The following is an 18,830-nucleotide window of genomic DNA, read 5'->3' as shown; positions in this document are numbered from 1 at the left end:
CACGTCTACTAAGCTTTCGCTGTCAGGCGAGCAGTTTGTCGGGAGTGATGGGCAAGGTCCTGATGCGTTTGCCTGTGGCGTTGTAGACGGCGTTGGCGAAGGCAGCCGCAGCTCCGACCGTGCCGAGCTCGCCGATCCCGCGGGCGCCTGTGGGGCTGAGTCTGGTGTCGGGGTGGTCGAGGAAGTGCACGTCGATCTCCGTGGTGTCGGCGTTGACCGGTAGCAGGTAGTCGGCGAGGTTGGCGTTGGAGATCCGGCCGGTTGCGCCTTCGACCTTGCCCTCTTCGAACATGGCCGCCGCGAGCCCGAACAGCACTCCCCCGGTGATCTGGTTGCGTGCGGTTTTCGCGTTGAGGATCGCCCCCGCGTCCACCACGGTGGTGAAGCGGCCCAGGCGCGGGTCCCCGGTCCACCGGTTGACCCTGACCTCGCAGAAGTGCGCGGCATAGGAGGCATAGGCGTGGCTTTCGTCCAGGGGCGCACTGGTGCCCTGGGCTCCGACCTCGGCGGTCCTGGTCAGGGTGAGCAGCTCACCGAACCCGACTGACGTGCCCGCACCGACGAGACGGCCTCCGTCGTAGCGCACGTCGCCGGCTCCGACCAGCGGTGAGCCCGCGGCCGTGGTGGCGTGCTCGACCAGCTTTCCGATCGCCTCCTTCGCGGCCACCAGGATCGCGGGCGTCACGGTCGAGGTGGCGGCCGAGCCGACCGCGCCGTAGATGTCGTTGTTGCCAGCGACGGGCAGTCCTGAGTCGCCGAGTGCGGGCCTGATGCGGTCGACGGGCACCTCCAGAGCGCGGGCCCCGGTCATGGCCATGATCGTCCACATCCCGGTCCCCGCGTCGGACGTGGCGCAGCCCACGGTGGCGGTGCCGTTCGGGCGGAAGGTCACCCGCACTGTCGTAGACGCTCGGCCCGAGTCCAGGATGGCAGTGGACATGCCGAGTCCGACCTGCCAGTCACCGTCGGTGACCGCGGCCGGCTGGGTGCTGCGGCGCGACCAGCCGAACCGCTCGGCGCCTACCCGGTAACACGCGTCGAGATGCTTGCTGGAGTACGGCTTCGCCTCGATCAGGGTCGACTCCAGGTAGTTCTTCATGCGGAGCTCGATGGGGTCCATGCCGAGCCGCACGGCCAGCTCGTCCATGGCGCTCTCCAGGGCGAAGGATCCGGCCTCGTCGCCGGGGGCGCGCATGATGGTGGCGGTGGGCAGGTTCATGTCGGGGGTGACCATCAGCCTGATGTCGACGTTCGGGGCGAGGTAGTACTTCGGCGTGGTGCGGTAGCCGGGATCCTCCACGATGCTCTGGCTGGTCGTGTGGTGCTTGATCGCGTTGAGCCGCCCGTCCCTGTGCGTGCCGAGTCCGAACGTTTGCGAGGAGGCTGCCCGGTGGCCGGTAACGGTGAAGAGTTGCTCGCGGCTGGTCACGACCTTGACGGGGCGGGCGAGCGCGAGGGCGGCGGCCGCGGCCAGCAGGGCGGGCGCCCAGGTGAACGCCTTGCCGCCGAAGGCGCCGCCCACGTACGGGCTGATGACGTGCACGTCGGCCGGCTGAACGCCGAGCACGGTGGCCAACTCCAGCGCGTGCGCCGCCGGTCCCTGCGTGCCGCTGTAGATCGTCAGTTTCCCGTTCTGCCAGGCGGCCACGGCCGCGTGCGGTTCCATCATGTTGTGGTGCCTGGGCGGGATGTCGTAGGTCTCTTCGACCCTGACCTGGCTGGCGGCCAGCGCGGTCTCGATGTCGACGTCCTGGGGTTTCTTGATCGGTTGCCCGAGCGGCAGCCCGGTGACGGGTGGGTCCGCGGGGTTCTGCTTGGCGTCCTCGAAGGAGGATTTCGGGGGCAGTGCCGTGTACGTCACTTTGATGAGCGCCGCGGCGTCGCGGGCTTGCTCGATGGTCTCGGCCACGACCATCGCGACGATCTGGCCGTAGTAGTGGATCTCGCTGTCTGCGAGCGGGTGGCGGGCCTCCGCGAAGACGGGCGCGAGCGGGGGCGGCAGCGTGCCACGAAAGGCCGGCCGGTTGCCGGGAGTGTAGATCTCGATCACGCCCCCGGCGGCGCGGGCCGCGCTCAGGTCCATCGAGACGATCCGGCCGTTGCCGATCGTGCTGGTCACCATGTGCCCGTAGACCATCGCGGGCAGGTTGTGGTCGGAGGCGTACTTGGCCGCGCCGGTGACCTTGGCGCGGGCGTCGATCCGGTCCATCGTGGGTTGTGCCATATCAGCCTGCCAGGTGGACGAGTGCGCGGACGATGGTGCGGCGCAGCAGCGCCGGTTTGAAGGCGTTGCGGGACAGCAGGCGCGAGCCGTCGGCGGCGTGCTCCACCGCCGCCTGGAACGTCTCCAGTCGCATCGGCTTGCCCTTCAGCGCCTGCTCGACGGCGGGCAGCCGCCATGGCCTGGTGCCCACGCCGCCGGCCGCGACGCGGGCCTCGCCGATCACGCCACCCCTCACGTTCACCGCGACGGCCGCGGAGCAGAGCGCGAAGTCATACGACTGCCGGTCGCGCACCTTCACGTACGTGGACCTGCGCGCCCACGGCAGCGCGGGCACGGCAACGCCGGTGATCAGCTCACCCGGCCGTAACTCGTTCTCCTGATGCGGTGTGCTGCCCGGCAGCCGGTAGAAGTCGGCCAGCCGCAGCGAGCGCTCACCGCCGGCGCCGCGCAGCGACAGACGGGCGTCGAGCGCGATGAGCGCGACGGCCAGATCGCTGGGGTGGGTGGCGACGCAGGCGTCGCTGGTGCCCAGGACGGCATGTGAGCGGTTGTGACCGTCGACGGCCGAGCAACCCGAGCCGGGCGAGCGCTTGTTGCACGGGGTGGCCGGATCGCGGAAATACCCGCAGCGGGTGCGCTGCAGCAGGTTGCCGCCGATGGTGGCCATGTTCCTGATCTGCGGTGAGGCGCTCTGCCGCAGCGCCTCGGCCAGCATCGGGTACGGGCCCGCGACCAGGTCGTGCCCGGCCACGTCGGCCATGCGCTCCATGGCCCCGATGGACAGGCCCTTGGCGCCGGCCCTGATGCCGCGCAGCGGCACGGCCGTGATGTCCACGACGTGCGCGGGGCTGATGACCTCCAGCTTCATGAGGTCGACCAGCGTCGTCCCGCCCGCCAGATAGGCGGATCCGTCGCGTGCCTGCTCCAACGCCTCGCCCACGCTGCGCGCGGCGGCGAACGTGTAAGGTCGCATCACGCCCCCTCCTTGGCCATCCGCACCGCTTGCACGATCTGCTGGTACGCGCCACAACGACAGATGTTTCCCGACATGTGCTCCCGGATCTCGGCCTCCGATCCCGCGTACCCCTCCTCGATCAGCGCGACGGCGGACATGACCTGCCCCGGCGTGCAGAACCCGCACTGCAATCCGTCGCACTCCACGAACGCCCGCTGGACCGGATGCAGCCGGTCCCCGTCGGCCAGTCCTTCGATGGTGATCACGGCCTTGCCGCTGACGCCGGCCGCGAGCGTGAGACACGACAGCACCCGGCGACCGTCCACGTGCACGGTGCACGCGCCGCACTGGCCGCGGTCGCAGCCCTTCTTGGTGCCGGTGAGGTCCAGTCGCTCGCGCAACGCGTCCAGCAGTGTGACGCGCGGGTCGAGGCTGAGTGTGCGCGCCTTTCCGTTCACCTTCAGCGCGACCTCCACGACCGCGGCGCCCGCGGCGCCCGCGGCGGTGGCGGCCACAGCCGGCCGCGGGTGCTCCGCGATGGCGGTGAGCCCCGCCGCTGCGGCCGAGGTCAGCAGGAATCCGCGGCGCGACACCTCGTCGTCGCGTGACTGCTCTTCCATGTATCAGTCTCCATTTCCTCTGGGCGGCGTCCTGGGCACCGGTGAGCACTGGGGCGCCCCTAGTGACCGCCGCGTGGAAGGCCCGAAGCCGGTAGGAGTACCGGATATCGGACAAGCGCGGCAGCGGCACACGCAGCGAAACCCGGACCCGCCGGACCGCCGCGGCGGGCGCGATGGCGGCGGCGTCCAGCAAGCCGATCCTGAGCACATCTCCTCCCGAACTCGATACCAATAGGTACTGAGTACCATAACGTATCAAGTTCCATCGGGATAGACTGAACGCATGCCGGCCGAATCACTCCAGGAACGCAAGCGGCAGAAGGTGCGCAACGCCATCGTCACGGCCGCCTACGAGCTGTTCGGCGAACGCGGGTTCGACGACGTCACGGTGACCCAGATCGCAGAACGGGCCGAGGTCGGGCGCACCACGTTCTTCCGCTACTTCGGCGATAAGCAGGAGGTCGTGTTCGCCGACGACGAGCGGACCATCGCGGCCCTGATCGGCACCCTGCGGCGCGAGGCCGAACGGCGCGCGCCAATCGGCGACTCACTGGCCGACGCGCTCGGCGCGATCAGGGCGGCCACGCGGGAAGGCCTGACCGGGTGGACGGCCACGCCGGCGCGATCCGCGGTGCACGCCCGGCTGCTGCGCCGCCATCCCGAACTGATGGCGCGACTGCTGCTGAAGCAGCAGCAGGAGGCCACCTTGATAGTCGACGCGCTGACGGAGCACGGCGCAACGCCCATGGCCGCGACCCTGGCCACGCAGGTGTCACTGGCCTGCCTCTACACGGCCATGCAGACCGCCGACGATCCCGCGAGTCTGCCGGAACTGGTCGAGGAGTTCTTCGCCAGACTCGACGGCCTCACCGGGTAATCCGGCTAGATCACCTCAAAGTCGGTCACCATCGCCATGTCCTCGCATGCAAGGTTGCGCGCCAGAACAGCACGCACTCCAGCGACCCGCTCTCCTGGTGCCTGTTGCGGGCGGCGTAGGCGAAGCCGCTTCTGGAGCCGGGGGTGTAGGCGTAGTGACCGGCAACCCTCCGCTGTACCGGGTGTTGAGGTGCCCGGTCACCTGGCGGACCCACAGACCGGCGCCGTACCACGAGTCGCTCCGTGACGCCGATCTCCGGCTTGGCCACCGTCCTGCCGATGGACGTCGCGTTCAGCACCGTGCCGGGCATCTTCGATCAACACGCGCCACAGGGAATCCGGCTTCCCAAGGGGTTGACCGGGCGCGAGCACATGACGTCATCGTCACCAGGGCCTGGCCGAACTGGACGATGCGAACAGCCTTACACCGCGTGTTCCCGCTGGACCCGGACGCCAACCGCGCCGTCGCCAGGCGGTCTGACAGCCCTACTCGGCCGTCTCCTTGAAGCGCTTGAGGCGGCGTTCGGAACGGCGTACCGCCCACACCGTGGTGACCAGGGCGAGGGCCAGCAGCGGATAGCCCATGGTGATCTTCGCGAGCGCCAGCCAGCCGGTGTAGTCCTCCTCATACAGCCAGCGCTGCACTACGTACCTCGCGGCGAACACCGCGGCCAGCGCTGCCGTGGCCACGTCGTAGCCGAAGCGGGACGGCCTGTCCTTCGTCCACTCCATCGGCACCCGGTTCAGCACGCTCCAGGCCACTCCGGCCAGCGGCCTGCGAACCAGCATCGACAACACCAGCACGGCGAAGCAGGCCAGGCTCAACCAGATGCCGAACAGGAAGAACCCGCTCGCAGAACCGGAGCGGTAGGCGATGAACGAGGCGATGGCGATGCCGATGAAACCGGACACGGCAGGCCGCAGCGGTTGCTTGCGGATCACCCGCAGCACGATGAACGCGATCGCGGTGCCCACCGCGCTCCAGATGCCTGCCTGCAGTCCGAACATCGCGTTGCCGGCGACGAACACCATGACCGGGAAGGAGGAGTAGAACAGCCCGGCCAGACCACCTGTCTGCTCCCACGCCGTGGGCACCCTGCGTTGCCCTTGCTCGGTGGGAGGGGGTCCGGTCACGACAGGTCCCCACTGGGGATCCAGCTTCCGTGGAAGCCCAGCGGCACCCGTACCGGAAGGTGGACGGTGGCGATCGGGGCGCCGGTGAAGTCCTGGGCGGCCAGGATCACCAGGTCGCTGGCGCCCCGGTCCGGATCGTGCACGAAGGCCATCACGTACCCGTCGTCCTCGGCCGCGCCGGCGGACGACGGCACGAACACCGCCTCGCCGACCGCGGCGTCACGGCCGAACCCGTGCGTCTCCACGGTGCCGCGCACGAGATCGTGCTTGAGCAGCACGCTGCCGAAGGCGTCGTCGTCCAGGTCCTGCAGGTCCTCGACGCCGGCGGGCACGGTCGTGCTCACGGCGGTGTATCCGTAGCGATGCGGCGCGCTCACCACGCGCTCGTCCACCCGCGGGAACTCCTGGGCACGGTCGTGCAGTCGCTGTTCGGCGACCTTGCCGCCGGTGAGGTCCACGGTGAACCGGTGGAGTGTGGGAGTGCCGGTCCCCTCGAATTTGGCCATGTCGAACGCCTGGGGATAGCGGATCACGTCGATCACGACGCGGTCGCCGTCGTCGTAGGCGTTGAGGGTGTGGTAGATCCAGCAGGGCTCGATGTCCAGCCAGCGCACCCCGGAGCCGTCGCGTGGCAGCAGCCCGAGGCGCGCCCCGTGCGTATCGTCCCAGGCGTAGGGGACCGTCGACCCGCCCGCGGCATCCGTGCTCGCGATGACCGGCAGGTCGTAGAGGATCACGTACTTTCCGGTGAGCGCGAAGTCGTGCATCATCGGCCCGCCGGTCACCGGCACCTCTCGCGCCGAGGACACCAGAGCGTCCGCACCGACGACGATGTGCTCGACCGCGTCAGGCCGCCCCCAGCGGTAGGTGATCGCGTGGAGTTCTCCCGTGCGCGGGTCGAGCTTGGTGTGCGCCGCGTAGCCCGCCGGCAGCGTGCCGCCGAAGTCGAAGGGGCCGACCGTCTCCAGATCGTCGCTGAGCTCGTACGGCCGGGGCCCCGACTCCACCAGCGCCAACGTCCGGCCGGCGTGGCCGATCACATGGGTGTTGGACGCGAAGTCCATCCCCTCGAAGACCGGCCCCGGCCGCGGCTGCTCGCCGAGCGCCTGAGCCACCATGGCCGAGCGCACCCAGCGGTTGCGGTACCACTCGGCTCGCCCGTCCCGCAGACGAACTCCGTGCACCATCCCGGTGCCGAGGAACAGGGAGCTTGCGCCGGGATCGTCGAGTCCCAGCGCGTTCGGCCCGTTGCGCAGATAACGTCCGTTCAGCTCGGGGGGAAGGGTGCCGCTGACCGGGAGATCGTACGCGGTCACCTCCTCGGTGACCGGGGCCGAGGCGTTCGTGGGAGGCATGCTCGTCCTCTCAGGCGTTCGGCCCGCGCGGGGCGCGCCGATCGATTCAGTTTGCATAACAATGTTGTGTAACAATGTTATGGCATAATGTCAACCATGAGCCCCAAGCCTGCCGATCCCGCCGTCCGAACCGGACTCATCGAGGCCGCCGCACGCGTCCTGGCCGAGGAAGGCCCGAAAGCCCTGACCACCCGGCGCCTGGCCCATGAGGCCGGCACCTCCACGATGGCCGTCTACACCTACTTCGGCAGCATGGACGAGGTGTGGCACGCGGTACGCAAAGAAGGCTTCGCCCGGCTCGTCGCGCACCTCGACGCCACTGCCGACCTGACGGACCCGGTGGCCGGCCTCGCCGCCGGCGGCGCCGCCTACCTCGCCAACGGGCTGGCCAACCCGCATCTTTATCGGGCGATGTTCCTCGAACGGCACGAGGGGCCCGACGCCGGGAACGACACCTTCCAGCGGCTGGTCGACGCGGTCCGCCGATGTGTCGAGGCCGGGCGGTTCCGCCAGGTCGAGCCGATCAGGTCGCTCGGGTGGGCCGTGCAGTTGTGGACCATGAGACACGGCATGGTGAGCCTCGCCATCGCCGAGCTGCTGCCCGCCGAGCACCTCCCACTCCACTTCGCGGACATGTCGCAGTGCCTGTTCGTCGGGTACGGCGACGACCCCGAGGCTGCCCGGCGCTCGGTGGACCTGGCGATGCGCGACCACTGGCCCGCCGAGCCGGCGAACGCAAGCTGAGCTCAGGCGCGCCGGGGACTCACCATCCCGCCGGTGGCAAGAGGGACGGGTTTCCAGCGCGAGCCCAACCTTGTTCGCCTCCTTTTTGCGCGTTGACCATCCGTGGCCTTCTTAAGGCCCGCGATGGATCAGTGAGCGGGCCAGGCGGGCGGCGACGTCGCCGCCCAGAGGGGCGTGGCCGATCAGCAGGCGGTACCACATCAGCCCGAAGAGCTGGTCGACCAGCAGGTCCAGATCGGTACCCGTGCGCAACTCGCCCTGCGCGAGTCCACGGGAGAGCAGGGCGTGCAGTTCGTCTCTGCGGCCGGTGGTGAACTGGCGCAGCCCCTCGGCGGCCACCGGATCACGCTGGGCCTCAGCCATGATGCCGCGCAGCAGCCCGCTCACCTTCTCGACGGTGCGGAAGGTGGCGGCCAGGAAGGTTTCCAGGTCATCGGCGAACACGCCGGTGCCGAGGCCAGGCGTCTGCTGCCTGGCCCGCTCCATCATGGCCTCGAGCAGCACCGCACCTTTGGAGGGCCACCAACGATAGATCGTGTGTTTGCTGACCCCTGCGGCGTGCGCGATCGCATCGATCGAGACGGCCGAGTAGTCGTGGGCGATCAGGAGGTCGGCGGCGTGATCGAGGATGGCCTGCCGGACGGCGGGATTGCGCCGGCGTCCGGTGTGCGGGCGCGGCCGAGGCTCTGATGTCACGGGCACGAGCCTAACACTTGAGGGAACCCATAGTTTCGGCATCACCTTCTCGGTACTGTCAGTATCGACAAGTGAGGACAACGACCGGACCTGGCGACAATCGCCCCCTGCACGGCTCGGGCATGACGGTTGTCCAAGGGACTTACGACACGCCCTGGAGGGCAGATGAATCGCGAACAACGCTTCGAGCGCGGTTTGAAGGTGCTGCAGCAGATCGATCCTGCGGCCGGACAGAAGATCGTGGATGCTTTGGCCGATGTCTCACCTGAGCTCAGCCATCAGGTGGTCGCCTGGGTCTTCGGGGAGATGTATGCACGTCCCGGCCTCCCCCCTCGAGACCGGCAACTGATCACTCTCGGCATTCTCACCGCCCTCGGCGGCTGCGAGACCGAACTGCACATCCACATCAACGCGGCCCTGAATGTGGGTCTCACGCCAGCCGAGATCACTGAAACGCTCCTGCATTCGGCCGTCTACTGCGGGATGCCCCGCGCCCTGAACGGCACCTTCGTCGCCGAAAAGGTCTTCGCCGAACGGGGCCTGCTCCCCGTCGTCGACGCCATGGCCTGACCGAGATCCCGCATCCGGGAACCCTGAGATGAGCGAGCACGGGATCGCGCATCTCAGGCCTTCCCAGGGGAGCCGCCGCCCCTGACTCGGCAGAGCACGCTTGGCCGCATGACCCCATGCCCACAAGCCAGCCGCGCGATCAGCAGGAACATCACGCCGATGCCGCGAGCCTTCCATGCGGCGTTGACCTTGTTCGCGGGGCCGTCCAGCGCCGCAGCGGAGCCGGTCCAGCAGGACGAAGAGTCCGCCAAGGAGAATCGCCGCGGGCGACGTCCATGCCAGTGCGATGCACAGCTTGTGTAGCCATCCATTGAGCGTCAGCCCGTCGAGCAGCAACGGAACTCCGAAGCCGGCCCACAGAATCCCCGCACGCCAGCCGCCTTCAGCCCCGGCCCGCGCGAGTGTCGCGGTACCGGCGCCCACCGCGAGGATGCCGGCTACGCGCATGGCCGCGCCCGGCCGGCGCCTCGAGCGTGGCTCGCGTGCTGATGCCATGCGGCCGAGTGCAGCACTTGACGGAACCAGGCGTTTCGGTAATTCTTTGTCGAAACCAATGGTTCCTACAGACGAGGATGACATGGATCTGCACCTGAGCGGCAAGCGGGCGCTCGTCACCGGAGCATCGCGCGGCATCGGCACCGCGATCGCCGAGGTGCTCGCCGAGGAGGGCTGCGACCTCGACCTGGCCGCACGCAGCGGCCCCGAGCTGGAGAAGCTTGCCGCCCGGCTGGGCGCCGAGCACGGAGTGAACGTCGGCGTCCATGTCGTGGATCTGCGGCAGAGCGACGAACTCGACCGGTTCGCCGCCGCGGTGCCCGTACCGGACATCGTCATCAACAACGCCGGCGACATCCCCGGCGGACCGCTCGCCGCGGTGGACGAGCAGGCCTGGCGGCACGGCTGGGAGCTGAAGGTCTTCGGCTACATCAACCTCACCCGGCACCTGTACACCAGGATGAAGGCCCGCGGGAACGGCGTGATCGTCAACAACATCGGCGCCTCAGGCGAAGGCTACGACGCCAACTACATCGCGGGCAGCACCGGCAACGCCGCGCTGATGACATTCACCAAAGCACTGGGCGGACGCAGCCTCGCCGACGGCATCCGCGTCCTCGGCGTCAACCCCGGCCCCGTCGCCACCGAACGCATCCTCACGCTGATGAAGGCCCAGGCGCGCGCCCGGTTCGGCGACGAGGACCGCTACGGCGAGCTGACCGCGATGTTCCCGCTCGGCCGCGCCGCCTCACCGCGCGAGGTCGCCGACCTGATCGCCTTTCTGGCCTCCGAGCGTTCCGCCTACACCACCGGCGCGGTGTTCACCATTGACGGCGGCGTGTCGGCCGCAGGCCTGTGAATGTGCTCCTGTGGGCGGTCCAGGGCACGCTAGCCGCCCTGTTCCTCGTCGCCGGGCTGCGCGAATCCCTCCCGTCCAATGAGCATCTGCTGGAGTTCCTCCGCAGTGAGGCGGCGGCGCGGGATCCTGCCCAATCTCCGTAACCGCCTGGCGTGCCTGGCCGGGTTGGTCGGTGTCGCGAAGGGCTAGGCCGAGGCGGAGACGAGATGGCTGAGGATACCTTTCTGACCCCCGAGTTCCCTGCCGGATTCCGGGTTCGGAGTGGCGGCTTTGGTTCGCTGGTGGAGGTCGGCAGCGAGAAGGGAGGCGTGGACGAGGGGGAGGTGTGGCTTGGCGGCCTGCGTTTGATGACGAGGAGCATCGTCCCGGGGCGTGGAGGGCGTGATCAGGGTCGTTGCCCTGACCCCCGGTCCGGGCAGTCGTACCATCTGCTGATCCCGCTGGCGGGGAGGCTGGAGGTGGTGCGGGGGCACGAGCGGTTCAGCGCAGGTGTCGGAGACCTGTTGGTCCACGGTGTCCCGTGTGTTATCGCGTGCGACGTGTGGCCTCCGGATGGCCGGTTCGCTTTTCAGGCCATGTGCATCACGGTCCCCAAGCCTCTGTTGAACGTGAATCTGCCGGCCGAGCATCTGGACGGACTGCTGAGTCGTCCCCTTTCGTCCACTGAGGGGATCGGTGGCCTGCTCACCGATTTCACCGTGAACATCAGCCAGAGTGCGCATGAGTTGCGGCCCGCTGATGGGCAGCGATTGGGGATGACGCTGGCGAGCTTGATCTCCGCGTTGTTTCTGCATGCTCTGGAGGCCGAGGGGGTGAGCGTGAGCGGCCGTTCCCATCGGCACGCCCTTGCGCTGCGCGTTCAGGGGTTCATTCAGCGGCATCTGCGTGAGCCGGATCTGACGCCACGGGTGCTGGCCACGGCCCACCACATCTCGATCAGTTACCTGCATCGGGTGTTTCAGGACGAGGGGCTGAGGGTGACCGCGTGGATCAAGGCGCAACGCCTGGAGCGGGTGCGTCACGATCTGGCCGATCCGGCGTTGCGTCATGTTCCGATCCGGGTGGTCGCCTCTGGATGGGGTTTCTCCCATGCCTCAGACTTCAGCAGGGCCTTCCGCCGCGCCTACGGCATCTCGGCCAGCGAATTCAGGCAGCACGCCCTGCCGAGTTGACGGTCGGTGCCCTCATCGTCGGCGCGTCGCTCGCAGGTGGTCAAGATGATCTGACGGGGAGGGGGACAGGCACGCGGAACGATGCCCTGATCTGCTTCTGGGCCCTATGACCTTTGCTCCGATCAGCACTATCCGGCCGTGATCGACGCGTCGGCGGCGCAGGCGAGCGGGCAGGTAGTTCCCGGGAACTAGGCAGGTCAGTGCCCGCGCGTGATGTGCGGGGCGCGGACGGCTTCCTACGCTCTGGCTTGTGCTCAAACCTCTGATCACGACCCTCGTCGCGCTGGTGATTCTCGGCGCTTGGGCGGGGCCCGCGTGGGCGCACGGCCGAAGTGGCGAGGCCGATGTGCGCTTCGCCCAGACGATCGCCGGGATGGAGATCACTGTAGTGGTGCGCGCGAGCCTACAGGTGCCTGCTCCGCTGCAGGTGGACGTGGTTGCGCACGCTCCTGGCCGGGGCGGCCGGATCGATCTGGCGATCAGGCCGGTCGAGGGTGGTCGCTCCTCGTCGGGCATGGTCCGGGTGGAGGCAGGCAGCCCCGGGATGTACCCGGTGGTGCTCTCGGTGGATCGGGTGGGCCCGCACGAGCTGGAAGTTCGCGCCGGCGGGGAACGGTCGGTGCTGCCGTTCGCCGTGCTGGTGCCGCAGACGCCGCTGTGGGAGGTGGTCGTGTACGCGGCCTTCGCCTGCGCGGCGGTGGCGCTGGTCGGCGCCCTGGTGAGCGCGGCGCTGTCCAGGCGGCTGGCCGCCGCGGGGTTCGCAGGCGGGGTCGTGGTGGCGACGGTGGTGGCGTTCACCGCCGGGCTGCTCTCCCCGTGGTTCGCTCCGATGGTGCCCGAGGGGGCGCCACCCGCGTCGCGGGATGTGATGCTGGGGCGGCCGAACGCGCAACCGGTGATCGCAGTTCTGCCCGGCGAGCCCGGTCCGGGGTCGGAGTTCCGGTTGCGCGTGGAGTTGTTCGACGGCTCGACGGGCGGCCCGGTGGACGACCTGGTGGAGCACCATGCCGCGTTGTCGCACCTCGTGGTGACCAACCAGGACGGCTCGTACTTCCATCACGTGCATCCGATCCGCACGGCGCCGGGCACGTACGAGGTGCGGCTGCGTGCGCAGGAGCAAGGGCGGCACTGGGTGTATGCCGAGTTCGAGCGTGCCGATGCGGGCGGGCAGCTGGTCACGGGCGAGTTCACGGTGGGCGGCCCGAAGCAGGCAGCAGACGGCGTTCCCACCGTAACAGGCGCGGCTTCGGGAGGAGTCCCGGTCACCGCGCCGGCGCAGCCGGAGGCCGGGCGGCCCGTAACTGTCACGCTCGACACCGGCGTCGCCAGCCTGCAGCCGTGGCTCGGCATGGCCGGGCACCTCGTGGTGCGCAGTCAGGACGGCGGCTTCCTCGGCCACGTGCACGAGGCCCGCTCGATGGTTCCCGGTTCGCAGCGCGTGCCGGACGAATCCGTCGCGGCCTATGCGCCCAAGCTGGAGTTCACCTTCAGCTTCCCCCGGCCGGGCCGATACCTGATGTGGATCCAGTACGCAAAGAACTACGAGATCGTCACGGTTCCACACGTTGTCGAGGTAAGGGGCACGCCGTGACACGGCGCATCGCGTTCATCGCCCTTCCGATCTTGCTGCTCGCGGCCGGGATCATCTGGATCCTGCGCGGCGGCGACGGGCCGGGCCCCATGGAGCTGCCGGGCAGGGGCGCACATTTCGCGGTCGTCGTCGCCCTCGAACCGAGCACCGGCCCGCTGGAGGCGAGGGTAGAGATCGAGCCCGCTGTCAAGGCGGAGGTGTCGCTGTTCGGGGTGATGCCGCACATGGGCCACACGACTCCGGAGATCCCCGCCCGGGACGACGGCACCGGGCGGTATGTGGCGCGCGGCGAGCTGTTCACCATGCCCGGCGCCTGGGAGATCCACATCCGCGTGCAGGGAGCCGCGGGTACCGAGGTCATCAAGGTCAACACATTGGTCGGAACGTAAGGAGATGCCCCCATGGCGGAACAACCATCCACGGATCCACCGGCTCGTGAGGTGCCGCGCAGAGAGGTAGCCGGAGCCTGGTTCCTGATGTCCGGCTACGCCACACTGCTGGCCGGCATGATCTGGGACGGTCAGTGGCACGGCGACGTCGGGCCCGACAACTTCTGGACTGCGCCTCACCTGCTGCTGTATGCCGGGACCGGCATCATCGGTCTGTCCTGCCTGTCCGTGGTGCTGCTGTCGACCTGGGCCCGAGGACCGGCGACCGAGACCCCGTCGGTGATGGTGTTCCGCACGTTCCGCGCACCCTGGCCGTTCCTGGTGGGCGGGCTCGGCGCGGCGGCCAACCTGCTGTACGCGGGCTCCGACCTGTGGTGGCACGACCTGTACGGCTTCGACATCGCGGCCGGGACGACACCCTCGCACTTCGGGCTGGGCCTGTCGATCCAGGTGGAGATCTTCGCCATGGTGATGGCGTTCGCAGTGCTGCGGCGCACCAGGTCCGACAGGTGGGGCCTGGCGGTGGCGATCGCTCTGGCGACCCTCGGTTCGACGTCGGCGTTCGGCATGCTGTCCGAGCTGATCTTCAACTGGCTGCCGGGCGTGGCGCCGCGCGTGCTCGGACTCGGCGCGGCGGGCGCGCTCATGCTGAGCCTCATCGTCGGGCTCACCCGGCGCTGGCACTGGCCGGCCGCGGCCGGGCTGGCGTTCGTGGTCGTGCAGGGCGGGCTCGCGTTGTGCGTCCCGGCCGCCACCCGCTGGTACGCCGGGGCGATCGACCAGCCGATGCGCGATTACGCCTCCGGCATGCCACAGGTCCTGATCGGGGCTCCCGTCACGTTCCCGCTGATCGCGCTGCTGGCCGCCGCGGCGGTGACGTGGGCCGCGCGACGTAACGTGAGCCCGCTGTGGATCGCGCCGTCGATCGGTGCGCTGGCCGGCGTCAACACCGCGCTCTTCTACGGCGCCGTGGGGATGGAGATGAACTTGCCCGCCACGCTGGTGGCGGTCGCCGCACTCGGGGCGGGCACAGGCTGGCTGGGCTGGCAGTGCGCGTCCCTGCTGCGCTGCTTCGGCCTGCGCACGCCAGGGGCGGTGCCCGCATGAGACGCCTCATCACCGCGGTGCTCGCGGCCGGGGCTGTGGTGCTCACCGGCGCGGGCCCTGCCATGGCGGCGCCCCTGCAGGGTGAGATCGTCCACAGCGAGATCGTGCGCATGAGCGACCATTCCGCGATCACCGTATCGTTCACTGAATGGCCGATCCACGCGCTGCAGTCGCTCGACTTCACCTTCGAGCCCACCGGGGGCATCGACGGGCGCGCCGGCTTGGTCACGGTCGTCTCACCATCCGGCGACCGGCAGGGGCTCAAGGGCATCGTCCTGCAGCGGCGTGGCGACAGCATCGTGCTGCCACGGCACCCGAGAGCCCCCCAGGTGTGGGGGCTGGACGTCGTCTCGCTGCCGGAGGAGGGCACATGGCAGTTCGAGTTTGCCGTGGAAGGACCGGGCGGGATCTCGACAGGGGTGCTGCCGATCCGGACGATCGAGCAGCCGGGGCCGCCACTCGCGCTGAGCTGGACGGTCGCGCTGACGCCCTGGGCGCCGGTGGCGCTTCTGGTGGCCACGGGCTGGCGCCGCACCCGGCGGCTGCGGCGCGGCGCCACACACACCTGGAGTGGATGAGCGATGGTGTGCTGGCCATCCTTCCGCTGCTGGTCTGCTGGCTGATCGGCCGGGGCGAGGATGTCGTCGTGCTGGCGCTGGCCTGCGGGCAATCCCTCGCGCTGATGGGTTCGCGCCGCTACCCGCTGACCGCGCTGGGCATCGTCGTCGCGCTCGAGCTGGCGCTGGCGTTGATGACGATGCCGGTCCTGGTGGCTCCCCTGGTCGCCGCCTCCCGTCTGGGGGCGTGGGGCCGGGGGGACCGGCGCGTGATCGGTGTCGTCTCGGTGCTGGTTCTGCTGCTCGCCGGCCTACCGCTGACGCTGCTGGCCATCGGCGACCCGATCCGGGTGCTTGCGGTCTACTCGGCGCTCGCGCTGCTGTTCGTCGGGTTCTGGGCGGTGGGGCGGCTGGACGCGCGGCAGCGGGATCGTATCCGTGAGCTGCAGGAGCGCTCGCAGCAGCTCGAGGCCGAGCGGACGGATCTCGAGCGGCGGGCGGCCGAACGCGAGCGGGCGCTGCTGGCCAGGGAACTGCACGACATTCTCAATCACTCGGTGACCACGATGGTCCTCGACGCCGAGGCGGGGGCCGACACCCGGGACAGCATGGAGGAGACACTGCGCCGCGTGGCCCACACCGGGCGGGAATCGCTGGCCGAGCTGCGGCGGCTGCTCGGCGTGCTGCGAGAGGCGCCGCCCGGGCACAATCCGCTGGCGCCGCCCCCGAAACTGCAGCAGCTCGACGACCTGGTGGCCGCCTCACCGCCGGGCGGGCCGCGGGCGCTGCTGGAGCGCCGCGGAGCCGTACGCCAGGTGGACGCCAGCATCGAACTGGCGGCCTACCGCGTCGTGCAGGAAGCGCTGACCAACATCGCCAAGCACGCCGGCCCCGTCGACGCGCGGGTGCTGCTGACCTACGAGCCAGCACGCCTGACCATACGCGTCACCAACCCGGTGCGCGGCGGAACCAGAACCATCGGGAACGGGGCCGGCGTGGGACTCATCGGCATGAGGGAACGCGTCGAGCTGCTCGGCGGCTCAGTGAAGGTGACCAGCGGCTCCACCACGTTCGAGGTCCGCGCCACGCTGCCGCTGCGGAGCGCATCATGACCGGCATCCGGGTCCTGATCTGCGACGACGAGCAGCTCCTCCGGGAGGCGCTGGTACGCCTGGTCGGGGCGGCCGACGACCTGACCGTGGTGGACGCCGTCGGAGACGGCGCTGCCGCGGTGGCCGCCGTGGCCGACCACCGGCCGGACGTAGTGCTGATGGACATCCGGCTACCCGGAATGAACGGAATCGAGGCAACCCGCCGCATCGTCGAGCACAACGCAGGCGGACCCACCCGGGTGCTGATCCTGACGACCTTCGACCTGGACAGCTACGTCTACGCCGGACTGCAGGCCGGGGCCAGCGGGTTCCTGCTCAAGGACGCGCCCGGCGAGCGGATCCGCGACGGCATCAGAATCGTCGCGGCCGGGCAGTCCGTACTGGCGCCGGAAGCCACCACGCGGATGATCGAGGCGCTGCAGCCCCTGCTGCCCACCGACGAGGACCGGGCGCTACTGGCGGCGGCCGACCGGCTCACCGAGCGCGAAACCCAGGTCTGCGAGCTCATCGCACAAGGCATGTCCAACAACGAAATCGCACACCAGCTCTTCATCAGCCACTACACCGTGAAAGTGCATGTCTCGAGCATCCTGGCCAAGCTCGACCTGCCGGACCGGGTCCACGTGCTGATCTCGTGGTCCCGGCTACGCGGCCTGCGCCCGTCATGATCGCCGTACCTCCGCGGTTCGCCGAACGCCATGTGGTGTTCGGCGAAGGGGTGTAGTTCGAGCGTCTCAAAATGGCCAGGGCATCGGCCCCTTCGCCACCGGGCATCTCCCCTGCCCACTTCGGTGAGCAGTGCGGGGTGATAGGCAGTGTCCTGACGTGCTTGCCGGTGGCGTTTGGTGAAGGCCGCAGCTCCGAAGCTGCGGCTTAGTGGTCGGCTCCGGGAAGTCCTTCGAGGGTTGACGAATGACGGGCGTTGTGCCGGTGGACGCCAGTCGCTGGAGCGTGGGCGGCCGGGGCTGCGGCTTTGGGTCGTAGGTTCGATGTAGTGCTGCGTTGGGCGGTGCTGCGGTCGCTGGTCACAGCAGGAGGTCGGCCAACTCCTCCAGCAGCTCGGTAGCCCGGCGCGCCTGGGCGGGGTCATCGATGGTGCGGCCGAGCACCTGGTCGATGCGGCGGGCTGCGCGGCGGGTGATCGCCTGCAATGCCGCGTCGGCGATGCGGACCCGGGTGCGCCGCCCGTCGCTCGGGTCGGTCACGGCTTCCACCAGGCCACGTGCTTTGAGGCGCGATACCGACACGGACACGTGGCTCTGCACGAAGCCCGTCCGCTGGTGGATCTCGCTGATCGAGCTGGCCGGGTGCTTGATCACGTCTTCCAGGACAGCTGCCTCACCGGGGGTGAGCGCCAGGTCGCTGTCCTCACCGGTGGCCTGCGAGGACAGCTCGATCAGGCGCTTGCCGAGCCGGTGCAGTCGTCCGCCGTCCATACGCGCAGGCTACATCGCCACAGAAGCATCGGTAACGATGTATCGTTGACGATGAATAGAGGTCGAGCAAGGAGGCGGCGGTGGACCGGCACGATGCGCTGAGGGGCGTGGCGAAGACAGCCCTGGGGGTAGCGGTGGTGAGGGCGCGCGAGAGCCTCAGGGACGACCGGCTGTTCAACGACCCGTACGCCCAAGAATTCCTGGACGCCGCGCCCGGGGCGTTCCCCGAGCAGCCCGACTTGGCCGACGGCCGTGCCGAAGCGGGGCCTGTGGCCTCGCTGGGTGCGGTGTTCGCCTTCCACGCAGTACTGCGCACCCGGTTCTTCGACGACTACCTGCTCGCCGCGACGAGGACTGGCTGCCCCCAGGTCGTCCTGCTCGCCGCAGGGCTCGACACGCGCGCCCTGCGGCTGGCATGGCCCAGCAAGGTGACGGTGTTCGAGCTCGACCTCCCCGAGGTGTTCGCGTTCAAGGAGGAGGTGCTGGCCGGGTGCGGCGCGGTGCCCACCTGCGAGCGCCAGACTGTTCCGGTCGACCTGCGCGGGAACTGGACGGACGCGCTGGTCGCGACCGGGTTCGATCCCACCGTGCCGACCGCGTGGCTGGCCGAAGGACTGCTTCTCTACCTGACAGCCGACGAAGCCGCGCGCCTGCTGACCGCAGCCGGCGAGCTGTCCACGCCGGGCAGTCAACTCGCCTTCGAGCACAGCGGCATCGCCAGCTCCGCGCTCCTGGCTCAGACCTGCGGCATGCCGGCGATAAAGCAGTACACCTCGCTGTGGAAGGGAGGACTGGGCGACGACGCCCCCGGCTGGCTCAGCCGACACGGCTGGCGACCGCAGATCCACGATCGCGCCGAACTCGCCGCCTCCTATGGCCGTCCCGTCCCCGGACAGTCGAGCGGAGGTTTCCTCACCGCCGTCCGCACAGACCACTGA

19 protein-coding genes are annotated in these 18,830 nt (G+C 69.4%); 12 read left to right on the top strand and 7 right to left on the bottom strand.

Features of this window, described 5'->3' with window-relative positions; genetic code table 11:
- Nucleotides 1–22: 22 nt before the first annotated feature.
- From E1267_RS06645 to E1267_RS06635, 3 genes are read right to left on the bottom strand one after another with little or no spacing between them, the layout of a single operon-like run.
- The gene (locus tag E1267_RS06645; RefSeq protein ID WP_220449365.1) at nt 23–2,224 is read right to left on the bottom strand and encodes a xanthine dehydrogenase family protein molybdopterin-binding subunit; all 2,202 of its coding nucleotides are present in this window, start codon (nt 2,222–2,224) and stop codon (nt 23–25) included.
- A 1-nt stretch (nt 2,225) separates the two neighbouring features.
- Nucleotides 2,226–3,197 carry an FAD binding domain-containing protein gene (locus E1267_RS06640; RefSeq protein ID WP_132330905.1) on the bottom strand — a complete coding sequence of 324 codons (972 nt, stop codon included), beginning with the start codon at nt 3,195–3,197 and terminating at the stop codon, nt 2,226–2,228.
- Nucleotides 3,197–3,799 carry a (2Fe-2S)-binding protein gene (locus tag E1267_RS06635; RefSeq protein WP_132330849.1) on the bottom strand — a complete coding sequence of 201 codons (603 nt, stop codon included), beginning with the start codon at nt 3,797–3,799 and terminating at the stop codon, nt 3,197–3,199. The genes E1267_RS06640 and E1267_RS06635 overlap by 1 nt, the downstream gene beginning before the upstream one ends.
- Before the next feature lie 283 nt (nt 3,800–4,082).
- On the opposite strand from E1267_RS06635, the gene E1267_RS06630 reads away from it, so the two are divergent.
- Nucleotides 4,083–4,676: a TetR/AcrR family transcriptional regulator gene (locus E1267_RS06630; protein ID WP_132330847.1), complete on the top strand. Its 594-nt coding sequence runs from the start codon at nt 4,083–4,085 to the stop codon at nt 4,674–4,676.
- A gap of 485 nt (nt 4,677–5,161) precedes the next feature.
- Here E1267_RS06630 and E1267_RS06625 read toward each other — a convergent pair whose 3' ends face one another.
- Both E1267_RS06625 and E1267_RS06620 read right to left on the bottom strand, forming a co-directional pair.
- Complete coding sequence (locus tag E1267_RS06625; RefSeq protein ID WP_132330845.1) at nt 5,162–5,809, bottom strand: DUF3159 domain-containing protein; 648 nt, start codon at nt 5,807–5,809, stop codon at nt 5,162–5,164.
- The gene (locus E1267_RS06620) at nt 5,806–7,164 is read right to left on the bottom strand and encodes a carotenoid oxygenase family protein (protein ID WP_132330843.1); all 1,359 of its coding nucleotides are present in this window, start codon (nt 7,162–7,164) and stop codon (nt 5,806–5,808) included. The genes E1267_RS06625 and E1267_RS06620 overlap by 4 nt, the downstream gene beginning before the upstream one ends.
- Nucleotides 7,165–7,260: 96 nt before the next feature.
- Between E1267_RS06620 and E1267_RS06615 the strand changes: the two genes are divergently transcribed.
- Nucleotides 7,261–7,908, top strand: a complete 648-nt coding sequence (locus E1267_RS06615) for a TetR/AcrR family transcriptional regulator (protein ID WP_165959487.1) — start codon at nt 7,261–7,263, stop codon at nt 7,906–7,908.
- Between the two features lie 111 nt (nt 7,909–8,019).
- Here the strand turns inward: E1267_RS06615 and E1267_RS06610 are convergent, their stop codons facing one another.
- Entirely contained in the window at nt 8,020–8,604 is a 585-nt protein-coding gene (locus E1267_RS06610) for a TetR/AcrR family transcriptional regulator (RefSeq protein ID WP_246063545.1), read from the bottom strand.
- Nucleotides 8,605–8,769: 165 nt separating this feature from the next.
- Between E1267_RS06610 and E1267_RS06605 the strand changes: the two genes are divergently transcribed.
- The 9 genes from E1267_RS06605 (at nt 8,770) to E1267_RS06565 (ending at nt 17,124) form a co-directional block, all read left to right on the top strand.
- Nucleotides 8,770–9,174, top strand: coding sequence for a carboxymuconolactone decarboxylase family protein (locus E1267_RS06605; RefSeq protein WP_132330839.1), 405 nt, complete (start codon nt 8,770–8,772; stop codon nt 9,172–9,174).
- Nucleotides 9,175–9,751: 577 nt separating this feature from the next.
- Entirely contained in the window at nt 9,752–10,528 is a 777-nt protein-coding gene (locus tag E1267_RS06600) for an SDR family oxidoreductase (RefSeq protein ID WP_132330837.1), read from the top strand.
- Between the two features lie 206 nt (nt 10,529–10,734).
- A complete protein-coding gene (locus E1267_RS06595) occupies nt 10,735–11,700 on the top strand; it encodes a helix-turn-helix domain-containing protein (protein WP_132330835.1) in 966 nt (321 codons plus the stop codon).
- Nucleotides 11,701–11,950: 250 nt separating this feature from the next.
- Nucleotides 11,951–13,291 (top strand): hypothetical protein, encoded by a 1,341-nt coding sequence (locus tag E1267_RS06590; protein WP_132330833.1) that lies wholly within the window; start codon nt 11,951–11,953, stop codon nt 13,289–13,291.
- On the top strand, nt 13,288–13,680 hold the full coding sequence (locus E1267_RS06585; protein WP_132330832.1) for a FixH family protein: 393 nt from the start codon (nt 13,288–13,290) through the stop codon (nt 13,678–13,680). Before E1267_RS06590 ends, E1267_RS06585 begins: the two co-directional genes overlap by 4 nt.
- A gap of 12 nt (nt 13,681–13,692) precedes the next feature.
- A complete protein-coding gene (locus tag E1267_RS06580; RefSeq protein ID WP_132330830.1) occupies nt 13,693–14,787 on the top strand; it encodes a hypothetical protein in 1,095 nt (364 codons plus the stop codon).
- Nucleotides 14,784–15,365 (top strand): hypothetical protein, encoded by a 582-nt coding sequence (locus E1267_RS06575; RefSeq protein WP_132330828.1) that lies wholly within the window; start codon nt 14,784–14,786, stop codon nt 15,363–15,365. Before E1267_RS06580 ends, E1267_RS06575 begins: the two co-directional genes overlap by 4 nt.
- The gene (locus tag E1267_RS06570; protein ID WP_132330826.1) at nt 15,362–16,456 is read left to right on the top strand and encodes a sensor histidine kinase; all 1,095 of its coding nucleotides are present in this window, start codon (nt 15,362–15,364) and stop codon (nt 16,454–16,456) included. Before E1267_RS06575 ends, E1267_RS06570 begins: the two co-directional genes overlap by 4 nt.
- Nucleotides 16,453–17,124: a response regulator gene (locus E1267_RS06565; RefSeq protein ID WP_132330824.1), complete on the top strand. Its 672-nt coding sequence runs from the start codon at nt 16,453–16,455 to the stop codon at nt 17,122–17,124. The genes E1267_RS06570 and E1267_RS06565 overlap by 4 nt, the downstream gene beginning before the upstream one ends.
- A gap of 357 nt (nt 17,125–17,481) precedes the next feature.
- On the opposite strand, the gene E1267_RS06560 is transcribed toward E1267_RS06565, so the two are convergent.
- Entirely contained in the window at nt 17,482–17,892 is a 411-nt protein-coding gene (locus E1267_RS06560) for a winged helix DNA-binding protein (RefSeq protein ID WP_132330822.1), read from the bottom strand.
- An 80-nt stretch (nt 17,893–17,972) separates the two neighbouring features.
- Between E1267_RS06560 and E1267_RS06555 the strand changes: the two genes are divergently transcribed.
- Nucleotides 17,973–18,830, top strand: a complete 858-nt coding sequence (locus E1267_RS06555) for an SAM-dependent methyltransferase (protein WP_132330820.1) — start codon at nt 17,973–17,975, stop codon at nt 18,828–18,830.

It is taken from the genome of Nonomuraea longispora, from assembly GCF_004348345.1.
Taxonomy (GTDB): Bacteria; Actinomycetota; Actinomycetes; order Streptosporangiales; family Streptosporangiaceae; genus Nonomuraea; species Nonomuraea longispora.
Note: the sequence above shows the minus strand (reverse complement) of the source record. Positions and strands in the feature narration are given on the sequence as shown.